The organism is Pedobacter duraquae (assembly GCF_004362245.1).
In the GTDB taxonomy this organism is placed as follows: Bacteria; Bacteroidota; Bacteroidia; order Sphingobacteriales; family Sphingobacteriaceae; genus Pedobacter; species Pedobacter duraquae.
In genome coordinates this window covers 1,203,800-1,226,580 of sequence record NZ_SNWM01000002.1, presented here as the reverse complement: position 1 = coordinate 1,226,580, position 22,781 = coordinate 1,203,800, and the positions used below count along the sequence as shown (strand labels likewise).

The window sequence follows — 22,781 nt, the reverse complement described above, 5'->3', positions numbered from 1 at the left end:
GCCATGCGCTGTTGGGTCAATTACTTACTTTCAAACTGAAGCCCGCTCAAATACTTATATAGGCCTTGCTCAGTCTGGATTAATTCAGCGTGTGTACCAGATTCAATAATTTGTCCCCGCTCTAATACGAGGATTTTATCTGCTTCGCGTATTGTCGATAAGCGATGTGCGATGATGATGGAGGTTCTGCCCTTCATTAATTCTTCGAGCGCGTCCTGTACGAGACGCTCTGATTCAGAATCCAGGGAAGAAGTGGCTTCGTCTAAAATCAATATAGCTGGATTTTTTAGCAATGCCCTTGCAATAGCAATGCGCTGTCTTTGTCCGCCTGAAAGTTTTACACCCCGTTCTCCAACTACAGTTTCATAACCTTCGGGGAATGCAGTGATAAATTGATGGGCATTTGCGCGTTTGGCCGACTCGAGGATTTCTTCCTTCGTGGCAGTTAGTTTACCATATGCGATGTTTTCCAAAATTGTACCGCCGAATAACAAGACATCCTGTGGAACAATAGCTACCTGATTCCTGATATCGCTAAGAGAATACTTGCTGGCAGGCTTGCCGTCAAAAACTATTGCTCCACTTTGCGGGTGATAAAACTGTAAGATTAATCCGGCCATTGTAGATTTTCCTGAACCACTTGGACCTACGATAGCTACTTTTTGTCCGGCTGCGGCCTCAAAAGATACGTTGCTGAGCACCTCTACTTCTGGTCTTGAGGGGTAGGCGAAATTGACGCTTTTAAACTCAAGATTTCCTGCGATAGTTTGTGTTACCCTGTTGTCCTTTTCGTTTACAGCTATTTCTTCCCCCTGTTCAGCCAATATTTCCAACACGCGTTCACTGGCACCAACAGCCTTTTGCAGATTTGCAAATAGCTCAGGGAAACTGCCCAGTGAGCTTCCCAGGAACATCGCGTACAGTGCAAATTTTAATAATTCGCCGAAGGTGATTTCGTGCTGACTGACCAGGATACAACCATAACCGACAACACCCAATATGCCTCCAAAAACACATAGTACGATAAAAGAGACAAACATGCCTCTGAATTTAGCACCCTTAATGGCAATATTAGCTACCTCACGAATGGTGTTTTGATACCTGGTGGCTTCGAAAGATTCGTTAACAAATGCTTTTACATTTGCTATGCCCCAAAGGGTTTCCTCTACAATGGTATTGGATTCTGCCATTTTATCCTGTGCCTGGCGTGAGATCTTTTTAATAAAACGGCCAAATAAAACAGCGAAAACAATCATCACAGGTAAAACGAGCAGCAGTGCGAATACCAGTTTTTCAGAAATAATAGCCATGAAAATGATACCTCCTACCAGCAAGATAGCCTGTCTTAGCATCTCTGCAATGGTAGTGGTTAGCGTGTCCTGCACCTGAGACAGATCTGCAGATATCCTACTATTAAGTTCGCCAACCCTGCGATTGGAAAAGAAGTTCATAGGGAGCGTAATTAACTTGAAGTAAGTATCCCTTCTGATGTCTGCCAGGGAGCGTTCAGCCACGTTGACAAACCATAATATCCTAAAATAGGAAACTACAGCCTGTAAGGCTAATACCACGAAGGCAAGCAATAGAATGCCCTGAATGGTATCGGGTAAATAGTTATTCGTATGTTTCCCTTGTGCAGTATCAATTAAGGCACCTATAAATGTTGGAAAAGCCAGGCCAACCAGGCTTGACAAAAACAGAAAGAATAATGCAGCGATAAATTGATGGCGGTATGGCTTTAGATAGGAGAGCAGACGTGCAACATGACTTAGCGTCTCCTTATTTATCTTTGCTTTTGTCAACTCAATACCCGTTGCGTTACCACTGTTTAAATGTTTTCTTGCCATTATATTGTGTTAGATACACGGCAATTTAAGCCGTGATGTATTAAATAAGTATGGTGTTTTTTTGTTACGCGAATTTTGCGACAATATTGGACACAATATATAAGACGAGGGGGAAGTGAAAATACTTTAAATAATTAAAAATAATTTTTGGTGCCTGTTTGTTCTGCTAGGTTTTGCAGATTGTTATACGCTGCAGGTTGGAATAGATTAGTTTCTGTAATTGTAAGCAAATGCCTGCGCGATGCCTGTTGAATTGCTTGTTCTCTAATATTCACTGGCACGAGGCTGGTCCCGTGCCAGTGAATAATAGAATTACTTAGCTAAGTAAGTCATGCCACCATCAACAAGAAGTTCAGCGCCAAGCAGGAACGAAGAATCTTCGGAAGCAAGAAAAACCGCTGTTTTGCCAATGTCTGATGGTTGTCCGATCCTGCCTATCGGCATTACGCTTGCAAACTGAGTTTTCATAGCATCGATTTGTGCTGCGGGAACGAACTTATCAAATGCAGGTGTATCGGTAGTACCCGGTGTGATTACGTTTACTCTGATTTTTCTTTCCAGCAAGTCGTTTGAAAAGCTTTTTGCGAAAAAGATTACTGCAGCTTTTGCGGCGCCGTACAGCCCAAATGATGGGTATGCCCGATGTGCGGCATTTGATCCAATAAGAATTATAGATCCGCCATCATTCATATACGGTAGCGCTTTTTGCACCGTAAAATAAACGCTTTTCAGATTAAGGTCCATGGTCTTGTTGTAGTCGGCCTCAGTAACATCTGCCACTGTTCCGGTTGTCCCTGCACCGGCATTAGCTACCAGTACATCTATTTTACCAAACTTTTCGGCTGTATCCTTAAAAACTCTTTCTAAATCGGTAAGGTTAGTTACATCAGCATTGATGGCTATAAAATTATCACCTAGCTGAGCCGCAGCATGTCCTAAAGTTTGATGATTTCTGCCTACAATAGTTCCGGAAGCACCTTCGCTTTTAAATGCTTCGGCAATCCCAAATCCAATACCGCTATTGCCGCCTGTAATCACGACTACTTTGTTTTTTAATTTACTCATGATCTTTAGTATTTAATAATAGTTCAAAGATGCACCAGCGCGGCGAGCTGCATCTTATCAAAAGTCATGAAATAGGCTTGACAAAGATCAATCTATTTTGAGGAGTTTTTCCTGATCCGGCTTAGAGTTTCCGGGGTTAAGCCCAGGTAGGAGGCAATTAAATTTTGCGGGAAGCGCTGTATAAAGTGAGGATAATGGTTAATGAGTTCTTGAAATCGTTCTTCGCCAGTCTGGCTGATGGACGACTGCATTCTTTTTTGGGCAGCAATAGTGTTGTTTTGACTGAGCACATTCTGCATCGCTGAAAAAGCAGGAATAGGCTTAATAAATTCTTCTACAAGGGCATGGGTTATTTGTAGGATTTCCATATCCTCCAGTGCTTCTATGTTAAAGCGGCTCGGTGTTAATGTGTAAAAACTTTCAAAATCGGCTAACCACCAGTCTTCAATGCTTAATTTTAATATATGCTCATGTCCTTTTTCATCCACTGTAAATGTCTTTGCAGCCCCTTTTACAATGAATCCAGTGTATTTACATACATCGCCCTCCTGTAAAAAGTATTGTCGCTTCCTTATTTTTTTAGGTTTGAAATGTGCGGTAATTATATGCTTATCATCCGCCGAAAGCGTTTTGCCGGAAAGTCTTTGAACGTAATCGAACAGCGCTTCAAAATTATGCATGTTTAGAGTTCTTGAGGAGAATCTTCAAAAATAAAACTTTCAACTTGTTTTCTGTCGCTTATTATTCGAACTTATGCCTAACTTATAAGTGATAATGACCTTCAACCTCCGCATATTGCCTGCGTTTCTCATGTTATTAATCATGGGGCAGGCCTTCGCGCAAAAACCAAAAGATAAAGTGAAAATATTAACAATAACAGGAACCGCCGCAATTAATGGTATTACTATGTATTATGAGATTCATGGCAAGGGCAGTATACCATTAGTCCTGATCCACGGTGGCGGCTCCACCATACAAACCTCTTTCGGCGTTTTACTCCCGTTACTTGCCGCTGATCATCAAATTATAGCGGTAGAGTTGCAGGCACATGGCCGAACCAGCGACCGTAACGCCCCCGAATCGTTTGAACAGGATGCGGATGATGTGGCGGCATTGCTCAATTATTTAAAAGTAGCTAAGGCTAATATTATAGGATTTAGTAACGGTGGTACCACAACCTTGCAAATAGCTATTAGACATCCAAAGCTCATCAATAAAATGGTGGTCATCTCAGGTGCTTATAAACGTGATGGCTTTATGCCCGGCTTTTTCGATTTTATGAAGACAGCCACCTTTGAAAGTATGCCGCAGCCACTTAAAGACGCTTATCTAAATGTAACACCAAATCCGGCCGGTCTGCTAAACATGTTTAACAAAGACAAACAGCGCATGATTGATTTTAAAGATATCAGTGATGATGTTATCGGTAATATCAAAGTCCCAGCACTTTTTATGGTTGCTGATAAGGACGTGATAACGATCGAACATACTGTTGCCATGTCACGGCTAATACAGGGGTCTAAGCTGATAGTTTTACCTGGTGTGCATGGCCAATTTTTTGGTGAAATGGGATCGGTAAATGATAGCAACAAAACACCTCAGGCTACGGCGATATTGCTTAACGAGTATTTAAAATGATAAGACGTTTGATCTACCCAGATTAGTCATCATGAAGTTAGCCCTTTACAAGAACATAACTTGTGCTTCTACCCCCAGCCTCTTCTTTTATCAGCAAGCCTCGCTCGATTAAATCTGTAATATCGCGCCCAGCAGTGTCTTGAGAACATTTTGTTATTTTAGCCCATTTCGAGGAACTAAGTTTTCCATCAAACCCATCCAAAAGCTTATTAAGCATCAACTTTTGCCTGTTATTGATATTTTCAGTGGCAGGACTTTCCCAAAAGTTAGCTTTTTGCATTACCGTTGATAGCGTTTGATCTGTATTTGACAAAGCTCTGTCATAACAGGAAAGAAACCACTCTAGCCATTCCGTTACATCAAGGCTGCCTTTTTGTGTTCTCTCCAGCATTTCATAGTAGGCGTTTCGTTCCAGCCTTATTTGAGTGGACATGCTATAAAAACGTTGGGCACTTTCATCTGCTCGAGCAAGCTGCATGTCTGTAATTGCCCTGGCGATACGGCCATTCCCATCATCAAATGGGTGAATCGTCACAAACCACAAATGTGCTAATCCGGCCTTTAACACCGGGTCAATGTCCATTATGGCATTGAACCAGTTTATAAATTGAGCCATCTCATTATTCAGAATTTCAGAATCCGGTGCCTGATAATGGACTAGTTCACGTCCCATAGCACCGGACACAACCTGCATAGGGTCATCTTTCCTATTATTACGCCAGTCGCCAAAGACGATTTTATACATGCCGCTTCTGCCGGTTGGGAACAGCGAGGCATGCCACCCAAATAGACGTTCGTCATTTAGCGCTATAGTATATTGTTGAGTAGCATCCAACATCATTTCGACAACGCCATCGACATTTTGGTCTGAAGGCACTAGCCCTGCGACTTCCTTCCTAAGCGCCTTGCAATGGATGAACGTACCTGGTCTGGATTTAAGATTTCGCCTTCGATCTCGCTCGACTTCAAAACATCTTGCGTTAAAGTATATAAGGTCGCTTCTTCTTTTAAACTAAAACCAAGACCCTCCATTTTGCCTAATAGACGACCCTGTTTATGCCGCGCGTTTGCAAGCATTTTAGAAAGAGCTTTCTCTTCCCAAGTTAAGTTTGGCCAAGCTTTGTATTGATGGATGAACATGATATTCTCGGCAGGTTATGCGGTAAATATAACATATAATCTCCGCATGATCAATATTATTATACGCATGATGTGCGGAGATTAAGGGCGCTATTCTCCGCATCAATTTCACTGAATTACGGGGATAAATTTCAAGGTAATAACTCTTTCCTAAGGATAGGTCTATTCAAAGTTAATGGCAGTGGATACGTCTGGGTATCGTTAAATTATAGCAGCAGGGGAAGGTCAGTCTAAAAGTAGGTCTTAATGCTGATGAAGTCAAACAGCTCGAAGAGTTTGCCGCTAATATTCCGGAGATTACCATTTATAAAAGAACGGAAAATTAATAAGCATATAACTTCCATTCTGGTGCGTTTTAACCAAATATAGCATAATTTGTCTTCTTCTCAAACGCGGTGTTATTTACTAAGGAAGGATTGGAATTCACTTGAGTATTACTCGAGTAAAAGAGCTGGAATAAAAAAAGCCTCTAGCTGTTTGTAGCTAAAGGCTTTATTTTCAAGTAGCGGGGAGCAGGATCGAACTGCCGACCTCAGGGTTATGAATCCTGCGCTCTAACCATCTGAGCTACCCCGCCGAAGGGCTTCTTTTTTTAAAGAGTTGCAAATATAGAATAATTTACTTTTCTTTAGAAATAAATAAAAAAATTTAGTCAAATAAACTCAAAATCAGCGAATCAGCGATGTCAGAAAAGAAGAAGTTTACCCTGGAATATGAATTGAGATCCTCGCCGCGTATTTTGTTTAGCTTTATAAGTGAACCAAACGGACTATCACAATGGTTTGCTGATGACGTAGTATTCCGTGATCAGGTATACACTTTCACATGGGACGATGAAGTACAAAAGGCCAAATTACTCAGCATAAAAGAGAATAAGATGGTTAAATTTAAATGGATCGACGATGAACCACACTGCTATTTCGAAATGGAAATTGTGCAGGATGAGTTAACGAATGATGTTGCGCTGTCGATTACGGATTTCGCTACCGACGAAACACTTAAAGAGCGTACGCAAATCTGGGATAACCAGATCACCTATCTCCACAGCGTAATTGGTGCTTAACATTTCATAAGCAATGTTTACCTTTGTATCTTGAAAAAGATTCATAAACTTTTAATTCAAGCTTTTGTAAGGCCGTTTATCGTTACATTTTTTATTGTAATGTTTATTCTGCTTATGTTCTTCCTCTTCAAATATGTAGATGATTTGATTGGAAAGGGGTTTGAATGGTATACCATCCTGGAGCTGATGTTCTATGCATCGGCCTCGAACGTTGCCATGGCGCTGCCATTGGCCGTTCTATTGTCCTCGATCATGACATTCGGGACACTTGGGGAGAACTATGAACTCGTAGCTATCAAGTCTGCAGGTGTATCGCTACAGAAGGCAATGATGCCATTGCTGGTCGTGATTTTGCTGCTTGCCGGCGGCTCGTTTTTATTTTCAGAATACATGCTGCCAAAAGCTAACCTGAAGTATGGATCCCTGCTTTACGATGTCCGTAATAAGAAGCTTTCTTTCCTGATCAAGGAAGGGGTATTTAACAATAGTGTTCCTGGTTATTCTATCCGTGTTGAAAAGAAGTGGGATGATGGCCGACTTGCCGGATTGATGATTTACCAGCGTAACCCGTCAAATGATATCGCCAACGTAATCATGGCTAAAGAAGGGGAGATGACTAAAACGCCCGATGGCAATTTTATCGTTTTAAAGATGAAGGATGCAGTTCGGTACCAGGAAAATCCAGGGAAAAACTCCTATGCCAGTCCGCGTCAGGAATTCACGCGGATGCGTTTTAAAGAGACCGAAGAAAAGCTGGACTTCTCAAGTTTTAAGATGAATAAGACTGACGAAAATAGCTTTAGCTCAAATGACAAGATGCTCAATCTTAAAGGGCTGCAGAAAAAAACAGACTCTCTGCACCGGGATCTCGATAGCGTGGATCGATTTGCGAAGACGAGCTTGGGTAGCTACTTCAAACAAAACAACTTTACCAAAGGCTATACTAAATTAAAAGTTCCAGCGAAAGTGATTAAGGGCTCTGTATTGAATTCGATTCCTGGTAACCAGCGTGTATTGGTGACGCAGGCAGCATTGGATATCGCCACAGCCATACAACAATCTGTATTTATCCGCATCGCCGATCACGATGAGAAAGTGAAGAATCTTGTCAGGGTGAGAATTGAATATCAGCGAAAGTTCACCCTTGCAGCATCCTGTATTCTGCTGTTCTTTATTGGAGCGCCATTAGGGGCAATTATCCGTAAAGGGGGGCTGGGACTACCTGTTGTTATGGCCATCATTTTCTTTTTGATCTACCACATCATTTCTACAGTGGCAGAGAAATCAACTGTGCAAGGTAACGTAAGTCCTGTACTTGGCATCTGGCTTGCCATTCTCATCCTCAGTCCATTGGCGGTATTCCTTACCTACAAAGCTACCGTTGACTCTGCGTTATTCGATCTGTCTTACTATAAGGGTATTATGCAGAATGTTGTCAAGCGTTTTAAGCGTCAGACTAAGTAACTGCGGTCTCGCTATAGTGATTACTTACGCATGATAATTCTAGTATACAAATCGCCATTTAGATCGTAACTTTGTACAAGTATTTGCGCCTGTAACCGCAGGCGGGATATGGCTAAATACTATATAATGGATATTCAATTAAATACAATAGCAGATGCTATTGAGGATATAAAAGCTGGTAAAGTTGTGATCGTTGTTGACGATGAGGACAGGGAAAATGAAGGTGACTTCCTCACAGCGGCCGCCAATGCTACTCCAGAGGTTATTAATTTTATGGCTACTTATGGCCGCGGACTGATTTGCGCAGCACTGACTGAACAGCGTTGTGACGAGCTCAACCTGGAACTGATGGTTGGTAAAAACACCGCTGCGTACGAGACTAATTTTACAGTCTCAGTAGACCTTATCGGACACGGTTGTACGACTGGTATCTCTGCGTCAGACCGTTCTAAAACGATTCAAGCACTCATAAACCCAAACACTGATCCATCAGAATTAGGCAGACCAGGACATATTTTTCCGCTACGTGCTAAAGACGGCGGGGTTATCAGACGCTCCGGTCACACTGAGGCAACAGTTGATCTGGCTAGGCTTGCTGGAATGGAGCCAGCCGGAGTTTTGGTAGAGATCATGAAAGATGATGGCGAAATGGCGCGCTTACCTGATCTGATCAAAATTGCTGAGCAACATAAGCTTAAAATTATTTCTATTAAAGACCTTATTGCATATAGACTCGCGCAGGAAAGTTTAGTGGTTCCCGAAGTTACGATCAACCTGCCTACAGAATGGGGCGATTTTAAAATGACTGCCTATACACAGGTGGATAACAATGCTACCCATTTAGCAATCAGTAAAGGAACCTGGACTGCAGACGAGCCTGTGATGGTTCGTGTACATAGTTCTTGCGTTACAGGGGATATATTCGGTTCCTGCCGATGCGATTGTGGTCCGCAGTTGCATGAGGCTTTAAAAATGATTGAAAAAGAGGGTAAAGGACTCGTAGTGTATATGAACCAGGAAGGTCGTGGTATCGGACTGGTTAATAAGTTAAGATCTTATAACTTACAGGATGCAGGTTTTGATACTGTAGAGGCAAATATTAAATTAGGTTTTAAAGGGGATGAGCGTGATTATGGCGTAGGTGCTCAAATTATCAGGGCACAGGGCGTAACTAAAATGCGTTTAATGTCTAACAATCCTACAAAGCGTGCCGGACTTATTGGCTACGGTTTGGAAGTGGTTGAAAACATTCCTATCGAAATAGAAAGTAATGTGCATAACGAGACTTATTTGCGTACTAAAAGAGATAAAATGGGCCACCAGATTATGAAAGGTTAATTCTTTTTAATCTTCTGGTTTTTTTCATTTTCTAAAACAGCTTCTTTATTCAGGAGCTGTTTTTCTTTTTGTGCCTGTTCTTCTGCTTTCTTTTTCTGATTCCTTTTGTATTGCCCGGTAACCTTTTGCAGGAATTCCCTGAAGGTATCGAACTGTTGGGTGTAAATAAGCCCGAGTGAGGTTACATTTGTGTTTTGATTGATTCCTGAGTTGATAAAGACACTTTGCTGTGTAGGTGGCTTATTAGCCAGTTTACCTACAAGCGATCCGTCTCTTTTAATCAGTGCGAGGATCTCTACTTCTCCACCTACGTTATTTTTGGAAAAGCCAATTAATGAAAGGTCGTTGTTGCTTCTTCTGTCTACAATACCCGCATTGAGTACGATCCTGTCGTTAAAGAATTTGAAGGATGCATTAGCCTCGCTGAATGACCGCACGTTGATATCCACGAAATCAAGATTGAGACTAGACAGCACATTGTTGAATTGATTAAAGAGCAATTCTGTGGCTGTACTCGTTACACCAGAAGTGATCTGCTGACCGAAGTCTTTACCTGTTCCGGGAGCAAAACTTCTGCGTATAATTAAACTGAAAGCCTGAATATCAAGGTTGTTTGAGTCATTAAAGTACGCCTGAAATTCTTCTTTAATACCAGGATTGGAAGGGAAGAAAATATCCAGTTTAATGTCTGGTTTCAATAACAGGCCTGATAAACCCATTTCTACCTCAGTAAGTACCCTGTCGTTTGCAGAACTACTCTGATCCCTGTTGGCTGCGGTATATAGATCTGCAAGGCTCGCGCGCAGCGAATAAACTGCCTTAAGCTGGATCTGTGCATTTAGCGGGTTACCGGTCCAGCGGATAGATCCACCTTGCCTGATGGTGAATTTTTTATTGATGACCTCTTGTGCTGTAAAGTCGAAACTACCTGATTCGATGATATAGTCGCCAGACATCTCAAAGTCGCCAAAACTATTGATCTCCAGACTAAGCTCTGCATTACCTTTCCCACTTAGGTTACCAAGGTTTGTAAACAGGTTACAGGTGGTATTTGGATCTACAGAAAGCTTAAAGCTCATGGTTAGTCCGTCGAAACTAGAGGACGGTTTGACAGCATTAGCCGTGTCTTTGCTCACAAAGGTGATAAAGTCTTTGCTACTCACGGTTTCAGAACTGTTTAACGGCAGATTAAATACTGTCCCTTTTTCAGTTTTAGCATCGATCCCAATGAACATTTTATTTGTTGGGCCTTTAAATTTAAAGGTTCCGGTAGCGTAAGCTAATCCGAAGTAAAGCGGGTTATCTTTTGCAGTAGTATTTAGCGCCATAAAATTACGTGCAGATATATCTATGTCAAGATTAGGGTTGTTAAGATCGTTTAAGTTAACTGTGCCATTTGCTGTAGCTATGTTGCCGTCAACATCTTTTAGTTTAAGGTCCTCAATCTGAACGACACTATTTTCTACCCGTACTTTTTGTGATATTGTATACGCAGTTTTCAGGTAGTTTACGGTGAGTTGCCCCTCGTCGAAACTTACATCGCCATTGATTTCTGGCTTGCTGAGCGGTCCCTTTACAGTGATGTCAGAAGAGATATTCCCGCGTAGATTAGAAACCAGGTCTTTTACGAAAGGTTCAAGAACGGCTAGTTTGCTGTCGTTCATTTTCACCGTAAGGTCGATCTGTTTCTCTTTTAGATCCAGCCCCCCGTCAATTTTGAAAGTCTCCTTGTCGTCGGTTAGGATCCGGGTATAGATATTGACCTGGTCTTTTACCTGGTTGAAAGAAGATGTATCAACAAGACTGCCGATATAGCTATCGTTAAACGTTAAGGAGTCAATTGTAATGTTATCACTAACCCTTGGTGATTTAAGCACACCATAAATACTTGTCCCTCCATTTAAATTGCCTCCAAGTTTCACGCCATATCCTCTGGTGAAAGGATTGAAGGTTTTCAGGTTAAAATTCTTGAAGCCTATGATTACCGCATCAGCTGGATCATTAGATACTTTTCCATCTATTGTAAGCAGTTGTGTCCCGTTGCTTAGGTCAAAATTACTGATCTCGGTTTTTCCATCGATAAAACTGATCCTTACTTTTTCCTGGATCTTCCAATCTTCACTATTGATTTTTAACGTCGATGGCAATATGCTGACTCGTGCAGTGGTATCACTTGCGAATTCTACCAGTCCGTTTAAATCCAGTTGATTGGCGTCATCTGCGTTGGACAGTTTGACGTTGAGCGCCAGACTGTCGTTTCTTAAAATGTTGGAAATGTTGACGTTCTTAATATATAAGCTATCATTTATGTCAACCCGGTCAGATGTGATGATTGCCTGTAATTGTTTGGTGGTTGTATTTTCATCAATAATGATATTATTGGCCGTAATACCATTATACTTTAATTTTTTCACAAAGCCGTTTAGTGTAGCGATGTTATTTCTGGAATCAAAATTTCCAATTAGAAGTGCTTGTTCATCAATTTCAAGTCCGGGTGCAATAAGCTGTGCTACTGGCGCAAACCTTTTGATTTGTAAGTTAAACTGGAAGATCTGATCGTTATAATTTCTGACATCGGTCTTCAGAGATGGGATATAGGTCTTTGCCAGCGCTTTATAATAAGATGGAATGGTGTTCAGGTCATATTGCCCCTTAATGCTGGCGTCAAATACATCCGAATTGATCGTCAACGCACGGTCGGCTCCAAGTCCTTGCGCCTTTAAATACACGGAATCAATGTTGTAGATGCCCTTTACATTGTCCAATCGAATTCTTTCGATCCTAAGATCTCCCTGGATATTATTGAGGTTATCACCTGAAAAATTGGTCTTAAATTCAGCATCTACTTTGAGTGAATCTTTAAAGAGTTTAAGTGCTTTCAGTTTTGCGTTTTTGATGCTTGCCTGGAAATTAAATACTGGCAATTTTGGGTTAAGGTTTACGCTGCCATCAAAAACCAGCTGGATGTTCTTGTCGTTCACTTTAAGGCTACCATCAAACAATCGTTTGTCAAACGTTCCTTTGATTAGCGCATTCCGATATCGGTAATCGTTAAAATCTATATAGTCTACTTTCCCATCAATCTTTTCTTTAAGGGTGCGAATTTCAGTTCCTACCCCCTGTACGGAAACTGTAGCAGACACTTTTCCAAGACTCTGCTCGTCAAGCAGGTTGCCGATATTAAAATCGTATGCCTGAACCTTGCCAGAATAGGAGGGAACCCCCTTCTTGTCAATCTTCATATTCACATCGGAAACAATACGACCTATCTTGGTCTTAAATTCTCCGTAGGCAATGAAGTCATTCTGAAATCCAGTAAAAGAACCATTGAAATTGATATTTCCGAACTTTTCAATTATAGGTGGAATAAGCTTAACTTTCTTTCCTGTCGTGCTACTCAGAATATCGTCCAGATCTTTTCTATTTGTTCCGGCCATTGCAATCTTCAGATCCATATAGGTATCATTCAAATTTGGCAATCCTTTCAGTATAAAATCCCCTTTGATATAGGTTGCCTTCCCGGCCTTTACAAGCAGTTTTTTTGCTTTCAGATCGTTCACCAATCCCGTAATCTCCCCGTCAACGTCAATGTCGAGTTTCATGTTCTCCATCTCAGGAGCGAAATAGGCTATATCATGCGATGACAAGTGGCTATCCTTAAAGTTAGCTTTCATTCTTACTTTTGTGATATAGCTGTTGAAGTCTTTGAAACTATTGAATTTCATTCTGAAATAATCTTTCAGCCGACTTTGGTTTGTTACCAATAACAAGTTCTTCAGTTCAATAGCGTTAGTATCTATCGTAGTATAGGCAGTAAGGTTTTTAAGTTGGAAGCCGCTCTTTTCCTTGAAGTTTAGATTTTTGATGTTTGCCTGCAACAGGTGATCTTTAGTATTTAGGTTTTCGAAAATTCCGTTAAATTGTGTAAGATGTGCATCGTCAAAATTAACCCCTTTGATCGTATCCTTATATTTGAGGTTTTTATACCTGAAATCAATATTATTTAAGATGATCCTGTCGAAAGTTATATTGTAGGGTTTTTTCTTTTTTACCGGCGTTGTAGTTCCGGAGTCAAAGTAATTAATGATGAAATCAAGATTGGTATCGCCATTTGCATAAGATTTAAGAAAAAATCGCCCATCGTTGATCTGGACGGTATTGACATCTACAATACGCTGTTTGATGGACAGCAGGTTTAGATCGATCAAAAATCTTGGTGTATTCAGTAAGGTGTCGTGTTGCAAATCCAGGACCATCAAATCTTCGATGACTACAGATTTAAAAGGCTTAAGGTAAATTCCGGAAAGTGAAATTGTGGTATGTAGTTCTTTAGACAGGTATGCGGCTGCTTTTTTAGCCACATAGGTCTGTACAGGTTTGAACTGTAGGGAGAAAATCAGTACTGCAATCAAGAGCAAAATTGATGCAATGAACCAAAGAAGTATTTTTAATAGTTTTTTGATAGTTTTGTAGCTTAATAAATATAAACGTGTCTATAATCCTTGCTATTGAATCTTCTTGTGATGAAACTTCGGTTGCTGTCTGTAACAACGGCAAAATTACGGCCAATGTTATCGCAAACCAAACAATTCATGAAAATTATGGAGGTGTAATTCCGGAACTCGCTTCCAGGGTACACCAGCAAAATATCGTTCCGGTAATTCAGCAGGCTTTAACAGATGCTAAAGTTAATAAAAAGGAACTGAATGCAGTAGCATTTACGCGTGGGCCAGGACTCTTGGGTTCTTTACTAGTAGGGGTGTCTTTTGCCAAATCGTTTGCTTTGGCGCTCGATTTGCCGCTTATTGCTGTGAATCACATGCACGCGCATATCCTGGCTCATTTTATTGATGATCCCAAACCATCGTTTCCTTTTTTATGTTTGACGGTTTCTGGCGGACATACGCAGATTGTCCTCGTTAAAGATTATTTCGATATGGAAATAGTAGGAGAGACATTGGATGACGCAGCAGGTGAGGCCTTCGATAAGACGGCTAAGATTCTGAATCTTCCTTATCCTGGCGGCCCGTTAATAGATAAACATGCGCAACTGGGTAATCCATTAGCCTACAAATTCCCAGTGCCACAAATAAAAGATCTCGATTATAGCTTTAGTGGCTTTAAAACGGCCATTCTATATTTTGTGCGTGACAACGTGAAAGCCAATCCCGATTTTATTGCTCAACATTTAGAGGATATCTGTGCTTCTGTACAGCATAGTATCGTACAAATTTTACTTGCAAAACTTAAGAAGGCTGCACAACAATATGGCATTAAGGAAATTGCTATTGCTGGGGGTGTTTCGGCAAACTCTGGCTTGCGCGCGGCGCTTAAGGGAATGGAGGCCGAATTAGGTTGGAGAACTTACATTCCGGCGTTTCAATATTGTACTGATAATGCGGCAATGATTGCTATCGCAGGACATTATAAATTTATAGAAAAAGATTTTGTTGGGCAGGATGTTGCTCCCACTTCTAGGATGGTTTTCTAGTATAAAAGATACAGATTATGAGTACAATGAGCTTTGTGTTTATCGGCCTGATGCTGATTCCATTTATTATATTCCTGGTATGGTTGATCAAACAGGATAAAAAGAAAAACTACCTTGGGATTGCCGTGCTGATTGCTGCAATTATTGTAGCGGTTATTGTTGCAATTACCATTGACGCCAAATTTATGGATGGTACAAATACCATCAGCAATACACAATAAAAAAGGCCGCCTGTTTTTGCAGGCGGCCTTATCTACTTTCTAAAGACTAAGCTTCTTTTTCTTCCAGTTTTTCTCCGGTAACTTCTTCCCTGATCTTTTTCTCGATCTCGTCGGACAATTCCGGATTATCAAGCAAGAGTTGTTTCACAGCATCTCTACCCTGACCAAGTTTAGTATCTCCGTAAGAGAACCATGATCCGGCTTTTTTAATGATATTAAAATCAACACCAAGGTCAATAATCTCACCTACCTTAGAGATCCCCTGGTTAAACATGATGTCGAACTCAGCGATTCGGAAAGGAGGAGCAACTTTATTTTTTACGATTTTCACTTTGATTCTGTTTCCTGAAACTTCATCAGAGTCTTTGATCTGTGAGGTTCTGCGGATATCAAGACGAACCGAAGCATAGAATTTCAATGCATTACCACCTGTGGTAGTTTCCGGGTTACCGAACATCACACCAATTTTTTCACGCAACTGGTTGATGAAGATACAGCAACATCCGGTCTTAGCGATGGTACCTGTTAACTTACGCAAGGCCTGAGACATCAGTCTTGCCTGTAGACCCATTTTTGAATCACCCATTTCACCTTCAATCTCTGCCTTAGGAACTAATGCAGCCACGGAGTCAATCACAATGACATCAATTGCACCAGAGCGGATCAGATTATCTGCGATTTCCAAGGCCTGCTCACCATTGTCAGGCTGAGCAATCAGCAGGTTCTCAACATCTACACCCAGTTTCCTGGCGTAAAATTTATCAAATGCATGCTCTGCATCAATAAAGGCAGCGACGCCACCTTTCTTCTGAGCTTCTGCAATAATATGCGTTGCCAGGGTAGTTTTACCTGAAGATTCAGGTCCGTAGATTTCAATAACACGACCTTTAGGTACACCACCAATGCCCAAGGCGATATCCAGACTGATAGAACCTGTTGAAATAGACTCGATCTGCTCTATAGCTTTGTCGCCGAGTTTCATCACAGCACCTTTACCATAAGATTTTTCCAGTTTATCTAAGGTCAGCTGTAAAGCTTTTAATTTATCTGCGTTTGGATTCATATGTTGTTAAATTCTGTACGTAAATATAAAATATTTATTTTTTATAAAAAAGTTTATTTGTATTGTCGTGCTAACTATTTTAGCAAAAATACATATTTATTTGGGAATAAAAGTATATTGATAAAAAATATTTATTCATGACTAATATCTTTAGTTGCTTTAGTCATCCTTTCAAAGTACCTGCAAATAGAAGTGATCTCACAGATGCTACATTTAGGTGATCTGGCAACACAGACGTACCTCCCATGTAGAATCAGCCAATGGTGCGCAATATGAATGGTGTGTTCCGGAAGATTCTTGACAAGGTCTTTCTCTACCGCCAGGGGAGTCTTACCATTAGTAAGGCCAATTCTTCTGGCTACCCTATACACATGGGTGTCAACTGCCATAGCTGGCGCATTATATATTACCGAAGCAATTACATTTGCTGTTTTTCTGCCTACGCCGGGCATTTTTTGCAACTCATTGATGTCTGAAGGAACTTCATTGTTAAAATCATGTAATAGCATATTTGCCATACCTACAAGATGTTTAGCCTTGTTATTAGGATAACTCACGCTTCTGATATAATCAAAAACGATATCAGGCGTCACTTCGGCAAGTGATTTTGGCGTCGGAAAACGTTGAAAAAGTGCCGGGGTAACCTGATTAATCCTTTTGTCTGTGCACTGTGCCGACAAAATTACGGCTACAAGCAGCTGGAATGGATTGTTGTAATGAAGCTCTGTTTCTGCATCAGGTTGTTTTGCGGCGAAATGCGTAACAAAAGCTTGATACCTTTCCTTTTTAAGCATCTACAAATATAAGATAGTAAATAAAAAAAGCTGTCAGATTCTGGCAGCTTTCTTATCGAATTTACATTGTCCTGGAATAGGAAAGTATTTTTAAGATGGTCTCATCACTAGGGTCTTTAACCAGCTTATTGAGTTCTGGTTTAATACTTTCGTAATACAAAGCATCTGCCGGTTCCAGCAAATCCGGATCCGATAAGTCCGGTTGTTGCTGTGCGTGATTTACACTGTCGGGTGAAGTAAAGGTTTTAATCATAAGCATAAATAGGTTTTTGTTTTATATGAAAACGCAACTATTTGCTATTTATTTTAAGCCATAAAAGAATATTAGCTTTTCTTAAACTTAAAGGATTAACTCACCTCTTTTACCTTCATCATCTTACGCAGATTGCTCAATGCATAGCGCATTCTTCCAAGTGCAGTGTTGATGCTAACGTCGGTAAGATCAGCGATTTCCTTAAAGCTGAGATCAGCATAATGACGCATGATCAAAACTTCTTTCTGTTCATCAGGAAGCAGATGGATCATCGTCCTGAGGTCGGCATGGGTCTGTTCCCTTAACAGGCGGTCTTCCGCACTTTCTTCCAGGATTTGCAGGGCACCCAGAACGTCGGTTCCGTCAGAACTTGTGATGACAGGTGTCCGCTTTTCTTTTCTGAAATAGTCGATCACCAAATTGTGCGCAATGCGCAATACCCAAGGTAAAAATTTACCTTCTTCGTTATAACGTCCTGAACGGAGTGTGTTGATTACTTTAATGAATGCATCCTGGAAGATGTCTTCTGCCAGATACTGGTCTTTAACCAATAAATAGATAGAGGTGTAAATCTTAGATTTGTGCCTTTTTAAAAGCTCCTCCAAAACAGATTCATCCCCATTGAGGTAAAACTTCACCAGATCCTGATCACTATGTAACTGTAGTTTAATAGGAGTTTTCATACTAAATTCCTTGCTTTTGCTAAAAAATATCTAGTAGAGGTTTTAATCTATAGCGTTTCTCCTATGAGGTTTAGATGGTGGTGTAAATCGTTTTCTTTATTCTTTTCAAAAGAAGCATTTTTTTATTACAATGCAATATAAAAAGTGTTAAAAAATATTAAATCTGTTTCCGAGGTTTCTTTTTGGGCATCTCCAAAAAACTAATATTGCGTTATTTGGGTTATATTTGCATCCATCTATTAATAGATCAATGAGCAAAGAAACCGAGAAAGATCCACATCAACATATTATCATAAAAGGTGCCAGAGTACACAACCTCAAGAATATTGATGTTGCAATTCCTAAAAACAAACTTGTTGTCATTACAGGGATGTCGGGCTCCGGCAAATCATCCCTTGCTTTCGATACTTTATATGCTGAGGGTCAGCGTAGGTATGTAGAAAGTTTGTCGTCTTATGCGCGACAGTTTATGGGCCGGATGAACAAACCAGACGTAGATTACATCAAGGGGATTGCACCTGCTATTGCTATAGAACAAAAAGTAATTACCTCTAATCCGCGGTCGACAGTAGGAACCTCAACAGAGATTTACGATTACCTGAAATTATTGTTTTCCAGGATTGGAAAGACCTATGCGCCTGAATCTGGTAAGCAGGTAAAAAAAGATACAGTATCAACAGTGGTAGATTTTATTGTCTCGCTTGGCGAAGAAACTACCGCAACAATCTATTGTCCGTTATACCCCCACAACAGTCGCTCGTTAAAAGAAGAACTGGCAGTATTGTTGCAAAAAGGGTTTTTGCGTGTTTTTATTGATGATAAATTATATAAAATCGAAACAGTACTGGAAGATGCTGACTTTGAGGATTATGAATTAACAGATTCCGGAACGGTCAAAATTCTGATCGATCGCGTTGTAGTTCGTACCGATGAAGAAACGATCAACCGGATTGCTGATTCTGTACAAACAGCGTTTTTTGAAGGAAAAGGGGATTGTTATGTAGAGACAGGCAATGAGATTTCTCATTTCTGCGATCGTTTTGAGCTGGATGGAATCCGGTTCGAGGAACCTACGCCGAACTTCTTTAGCTTCAACAATCCTTATGGTGCCTGTAAAAGATGTGAGGGCTATGGGAATGTAATCGGTATTGACGAAGATCTCGTTATCCCCGATAAGAGTAAAAGTTTATATGATAATGCCATAGCTCCATGGAGAGGTGAGAAGATGCGGGAATGGTTGAACAAACTGATCAAAAATGCGGAGAAGTTTGATTTTCCGATACACCGTTCTTACAGCGACCTAACCGAAAAACAACAACGTCTTGTCTGGACGGGAAATAAATATTTCCAGGGCCTTGATGATTTCTTTAAAGAACTGGAAGAGCAGACGTATAAGATCCAATATCGGGTAATGCTGTCGCGTTACCGCGGAAAAACCGTTTGTCCAGACTGCAAGGGATCAAGGCTGAGAAAAGATGCATCTTATGTGAAGATTGATGGACGCTCAATCATTGATGTCGTACTGATGCCGCTGTCGGGTATGCTTGACTTCTTTGATGGCCTGAAATTATCGGAAAACGATCAGAAGATATCTAAACGGTTATTGGCAGAAATCAGGAACAGAGTCTTGTATTTAAATAATGTAGGGTTAGGGTATCTTACCCTGAATCGTTTGTCAAACACACTTTCGGGTGGGGAATCGCAAAGAATTAACCTCGCCACATCGTTGGGCAGTAGCTTGGTTGGATCTATCTATGTACTGGATGAGCCTAGTATCGGTTTGCATCCACGAGATACTAACAAACTGATTGAGGTATTGGTGTCATTGAGAAATGTGGGCAACACGGTGATTGTAGTAGAGCACGAAGAAGAAATGATGAAGGCCGCCGATCATATCATTGATATTGGTCCTGAAGCGGGAACGCATGGTGGTAATCTGGTTTTTAGCGGCACCTACAATCAGATTATTAAAGATAAGAAGAGTCTTACAGGGAAGTACCTTTCTGGTGCAGAGCAAATTGCTATTCCCAAATTGCGCAGGCCATGGAAAGATCATATACTGATTAAAGGGGCGCGTGAAAATAACCTCAAAAATATAGATGTTAAATTCCCTTTAGGTGTATTCACAGTAGTAAGTGGAGTTTCTGGATCTGGTAAAACCAGTCTGATCAAGAAAATTCTGTATCCAGCTTTGCAAAAAGCAATAGGGAACTATGCAGGTGAGCAGACCGGGTCTTATGATGGTATTTCAGGCAACGTGGATCTGGTAAGCCAGGTGGAAATGGTCGACCAAAATCCTATTGGACGGTCGTCGAGATCTAACCCTGTGACCTATGTTAAGGCCTGGGATGATGTAAGGGCATTATTTGCTGCTTTGCCAGCATCTAAAGCTGCCGGATTAAAACCCGCTGCCTTCTCATTCAATGTAGAGGGTGGAAGATGTGATGTTTGTCAGGGTGAAGGAGAAGTGAAAATAGAAATGCAGTTTATGGCAGATATCTATCTACCATGCGAAACCTGCGGTGGCCGGAGATTTAAACAGCAGGTACTTGATGTTACCTATCAGGATAAAAATGTTGCAGACATCCTGGATTTAACGATTGAGGAAGCAGTAGCATTCTTCAAAAACGAAACGAAGATTCTAAATAAACTACAGCCGCTGGTTGATGTAGGCTTGGGCTATGTTCACCTGGGGCAGTCATCAAATACACTATCGGGCGGTGAAGCACAGCGTATCAAGCTGGCCTCTTTCCTTATTAAAGGAAATCAGGCAAATAAAACGATGTTTATTTTTGACGAACCCACTACGGGACTGCATTTTCATGACATCAAAAAACTGCTTATTGCCCTGAATACCTTAATTGAACAAGGGAATACGATCTTGGTAATTGAGCATAATATGGATATGATCAAATCAGCCGACTGGGTTATTGACATCGGTCCGGAGGGTGGCGATAAAGGAGGTAACCTTGTTTTTGAGGGGACGCCTGAAGCACTGCTTACTGCAAAAAGTTCTTATACGGCCAGGTATTTGGCAGACCACATGAAATAATTGTATCTTCGCCTATGCTTTTTTTAACACTCTTTCTGGGAATTCTGTGCAATTCTATCGGCTATATCCCTCCAGGGAATATTAATTTAACAGTTGTGCAGATTACCATCAACAAGGGGTTAAAACAAGCCTATTATTTCATTGTGGCATTTGCATGCGTAGAGATATTATTTACGTTTGCGATTATGCGCTTTGTGCAGTGGTTGGCGCTAACGGTAAATCTAAGTGATTACATCGATATAGCGATGATTGTGGTGTTTGGTATCCTGGGTATAATTACCTGGAGATCGAGAAAAGAGATGCCCAATACAGACCATTCAAAGAAAGACAGTATTCGATATGGTATGTTGCTTGGCGTACTCAACCCCATGCAAATTCCATACTGGTTGTTTGTCGGCACCTACCTTATTTCGCATGAATGGATCAATACGGGCTATTTGTCATTAGCAGTATTTAGCATTGGATCTGGTATTGGTGCAGCCTTGGTTTTATATGGATTTGCACGCTTTGCAAGTTACATTCAGGAAAAGTTTACTTTGAGTAGCTATGTGGTCAATAAAAGTATAGCCCTGCTGTTTTTTGCATTGTCGTTATATCATATTGTTAAAGTCAGCCTGCACTTTATCAAACACTAACGTTTAAGGAATTCCACATTCCAGATCTTTTCAGCTCTGCGGCCAATAAACCAGAATGAGGCCGCGAGCACGCAGAAAAACAATGCTTTATGCCAGCTGTCCCAGAAATATTCAAAATAGCGGGTATATAAATTAAGGAAAAGAAAGGTAATGCCAAATTCGCGAGCTATATCGTCCCGGTATTTCAATCCTGCGTAGATGCTGACTACACAACATCCTGCAGAGATAATAGCCCAGTAAAACAAGTGGATTTGTTTAATGCCAGACCATTCTTCTATCGTGCCGAAGTTGCCAAATACGGAAAGCAACCATAACGATACAAACAGGTAAACCATGCCGCAGATATAACTTGTCTGATAGAAAACGGAGAATCGTTTACTGTCTCTCAACAGGAGAGCGACAGCGGTGATGACCAATCCAAATGCGACAAAACGTAAAGGATAATTCATGCCGGCAAAATACCAGTTCCACCGTGACAGGTAGCCGGTTTCGGTTCCAAACCAGGCGCCTAGGGATACCAGGACAAAAATCCAGATTAACCGGGATCTAAACAGGAAGGCCAGCGCTCCGTAAATAAAAACAGAGAGCAAAATTAACAGGGAATAATGTGAGCCACCATGACTGATACTTTTTCCGAGGTAGGCGATTGCATTGGCGGTAAGCATCACCGCACTGAAAATCAAAGCATCATTGCTAAATATCTGCCGTACATGCGTTTGCCGGCGTTTGAAAGCGAAATAATACAGTGTGCCTGCTGCAGCAGCAGATAGCAAACAGATGATAAAATCGGGTGTGTCGTATAATTTTGCGAGGTAATTTAAGATCTCTTTGTCGATTAACAAGGCACCAAGGGAGATAACACCACAGGCCATGGCAATCCAGAAAGAGTATTGCGCAAGTCGGCGCCAGTCGAATGCCTTTGTTTCGTAACTATTCTTTAGTCGCTTTACCTCATCAGCCGTTAGCAGTTGCTCGTCCTTCCAATGCTCCAGCATCTCATCTAAGAAGTCGCTTTTTTCCTGGTCTATTTTCAT

Annotated in this window: 19 protein-coding genes and 1 tRNA gene; 8 read left to right on the top strand and 12 right to left on the bottom strand. The window is 41.0% G+C overall.

What is annotated here, in order from left to right; genetic code table 11:
• Window positions 1-20: 20 nt before the first annotated feature.
• From CLV32_RS11295 to CLV32_RS11285, 3 genes are all read right to left on the bottom strand, one after another.
• Window positions 21-1,847, bottom strand: coding sequence for an ABC transporter ATP-binding protein (locus tag CLV32_RS11295; RefSeq protein WP_133555448.1), 1,827 nt, complete (start codon window positions 1,845-1,847; stop codon window positions 21-23).
• A 312-nt stretch (window positions 1,848-2,159) separates the two neighbouring features.
• Entirely contained in the window at window positions 2,160-2,912 is a 753-nt protein-coding gene (locus CLV32_RS11290; protein WP_133555446.1) for an SDR family NAD(P)-dependent oxidoreductase, read from the bottom strand.
• A 92-nt stretch (window positions 2,913-3,004) separates the two neighbouring features.
• Window positions 3,005-3,592: a Crp/Fnr family transcriptional regulator gene (locus tag CLV32_RS11285; protein ID WP_133555444.1), complete on the bottom strand. Its 588-nt coding sequence runs from the start codon at window positions 3,590-3,592 to the stop codon at window positions 3,005-3,007.
• A 94-nt stretch (window positions 3,593-3,686) separates the two neighbouring features.
• Between CLV32_RS11285 and CLV32_RS11280 the strand changes: the two genes are divergently transcribed.
• The gene (locus tag CLV32_RS11280) at window positions 3,687-4,550 is read left to right on the top strand and encodes an alpha/beta fold hydrolase (RefSeq protein WP_208110985.1); all 864 of its coding nucleotides are present in this window, start codon (window positions 3,687-3,689) and stop codon (window positions 4,548-4,550) included.
• Between the two features lie 37 nt (window positions 4,551-4,587).
• Here the strand turns inward: CLV32_RS11280 and CLV32_RS11275 are convergent, their stop codons facing one another.
• The 3 genes from CLV32_RS11275 to CLV32_RS11270 all read right to left on the bottom strand — a co-directional run bounded on the left by CLV32_RS11275 (window position 4,588) and on the right by CLV32_RS11270 (window position 6,267).
• Window positions 4,588-5,427, bottom strand: a complete 840-nt coding sequence (locus CLV32_RS11275; RefSeq protein WP_243732289.1) for a Fic family protein — start codon at window positions 5,425-5,427, stop codon at window positions 4,588-4,590.
• On the bottom strand, window positions 5,427-5,690 hold the full coding sequence (locus CLV32_RS23335; protein WP_243732288.1) for a DUF4172 domain-containing protein: 264 nt from the start codon (window positions 5,688-5,690) through the stop codon (window positions 5,427-5,429). Before CLV32_RS23335 ends, CLV32_RS11275 begins: the two co-directional genes overlap by 1 nt.
• Window positions 5,691-6,193: 503 nt before the next feature.
• A tRNA-Met gene (locus CLV32_RS11270) sits at window positions 6,194-6,267 on the bottom strand.
• A 105-nt stretch (window positions 6,268-6,372) separates the two neighbouring features.
• On the opposite strand from CLV32_RS11270, the gene CLV32_RS11265 reads away from it, so the two are divergent.
• The 3 genes from CLV32_RS11265 (at window position 6,373) to CLV32_RS11255 (ending at window position 9,555) form a co-directional block, all read left to right on the top strand.
• A complete protein-coding gene (locus CLV32_RS11265; RefSeq protein WP_133555442.1) occupies window positions 6,373-6,753 on the top strand; it encodes an START-like domain-containing protein in 381 nt (126 codons plus the stop codon).
• A gap of 30 nt (window positions 6,754-6,783) precedes the next feature.
• On the top strand, window positions 6,784-8,217 hold the full coding sequence (locus CLV32_RS11260) for an LptF/LptG family permease (protein WP_133555440.1): 1,434 nt from the start codon (window positions 6,784-6,786) through the stop codon (window positions 8,215-8,217).
• A gap of 126 nt (window positions 8,218-8,343) precedes the next feature.
• Window positions 8,344-9,555, top strand: coding sequence for a bifunctional 3,4-dihydroxy-2-butanone-4-phosphate synthase/GTP cyclohydrolase II (locus CLV32_RS11255; RefSeq protein WP_133555438.1), 1,212 nt, complete (start codon window positions 8,344-8,346; stop codon window positions 9,553-9,555).
• Here the strand turns inward: CLV32_RS11255 and CLV32_RS11250 are convergent.
• A complete protein-coding gene (locus CLV32_RS11250; protein ID WP_243732287.1) occupies window positions 9,552-13,967 on the bottom strand; it encodes a translocation/assembly module TamB domain-containing protein in 4,416 nt (1,471 codons plus the stop codon). The two genes, CLV32_RS11255 and CLV32_RS11250, sit on opposite strands and share 4 nt — an antisense overlap.
• 77 nt (window positions 13,968-14,044) lie before the next feature.
• On the opposite strand from CLV32_RS11250, the gene tsaD reads away from it, so the two are divergent.
• Together tsaD and CLV32_RS11240 are read left to right on the top strand one after the other, a co-directional pair.
• The gene (tsaD, locus tag CLV32_RS11245) at window positions 14,045-15,046 is read left to right on the top strand and encodes a tRNA (adenosine(37)-N6)-threonylcarbamoyltransferase complex transferase subunit TsaD (RefSeq protein WP_133555434.1); all 1,002 of its coding nucleotides are present in this window, start codon (window positions 14,045-14,047) and stop codon (window positions 15,044-15,046) included.
• 17 nt (window positions 15,047-15,063) lie between these two features.
• Complete coding sequence (locus CLV32_RS11240) at window positions 15,064-15,267, top strand: hypothetical protein (protein WP_133555432.1); 204 nt, start codon at window positions 15,064-15,066, stop codon at window positions 15,265-15,267.
• Between the two features lie 46 nt (window positions 15,268-15,313).
• Here the strand turns inward: CLV32_RS11240 and recA are convergent, their stop codons facing one another.
• The 4 genes from recA to CLV32_RS11220 all read right to left on the bottom strand — a co-directional run bounded on the left by recA (window position 15,314) and on the right by CLV32_RS11220 (window position 18,048).
• The gene (recA, locus tag CLV32_RS11235; RefSeq protein WP_133555430.1) at window positions 15,314-16,330 is read right to left on the bottom strand and encodes a recombinase RecA; all 1,017 of its coding nucleotides are present in this window, start codon (window positions 16,328-16,330) and stop codon (window positions 15,314-15,316) included.
• 131 nt (window positions 16,331-16,461) lie between these two features.
• Window positions 16,462-17,124, bottom strand: a complete 663-nt coding sequence (gene nth / locus CLV32_RS11230) for an endonuclease III (RefSeq protein ID WP_133555428.1) — start codon at window positions 17,122-17,124, stop codon at window positions 16,462-16,464.
• Window positions 17,125-17,185: 61 nt separating this feature from the next.
• Complete coding sequence (locus CLV32_RS11225) at window positions 17,186-17,383, bottom strand: hypothetical protein (protein WP_133555426.1); 198 nt, start codon at window positions 17,381-17,383, stop codon at window positions 17,186-17,188.
• 89 nt (window positions 17,384-17,472) lie between these two features.
• Complete coding sequence (locus tag CLV32_RS11220) at window positions 17,473-18,048, bottom strand: RNA polymerase sigma factor (protein ID WP_133555603.1); 576 nt, start codon at window positions 18,046-18,048, stop codon at window positions 17,473-17,475.
• 262 nt (window positions 18,049-18,310) lie between these two features.
• On the opposite strand from CLV32_RS11220, the gene uvrA reads away from it, so the two are divergent.
• Complete coding sequence (gene uvrA, locus CLV32_RS11215) at window positions 18,311-21,112, top strand: excinuclease ABC subunit UvrA (RefSeq protein WP_133555424.1); 2,802 nt, start codon at window positions 18,311-18,313, stop codon at window positions 21,110-21,112.
• A 14-nt stretch (window positions 21,113-21,126) separates the two neighbouring features.
• Entirely contained in the window at window positions 21,127-21,747 is a 621-nt protein-coding gene (locus CLV32_RS11210) for a LysE family transporter (RefSeq protein WP_133555422.1), read from the top strand.
• On the opposite strand, the gene CLV32_RS11205 is transcribed toward CLV32_RS11210, so the two are convergent.
• On the bottom strand, window positions 21,744-22,781 hold the full coding sequence (locus CLV32_RS11205) for a DUF2157 domain-containing protein (protein WP_133555420.1): 1,038 nt from the start codon (window positions 22,779-22,781) through the stop codon (window positions 21,744-21,746). The two genes, CLV32_RS11210 and CLV32_RS11205, sit on opposite strands and share 4 nt — an antisense overlap.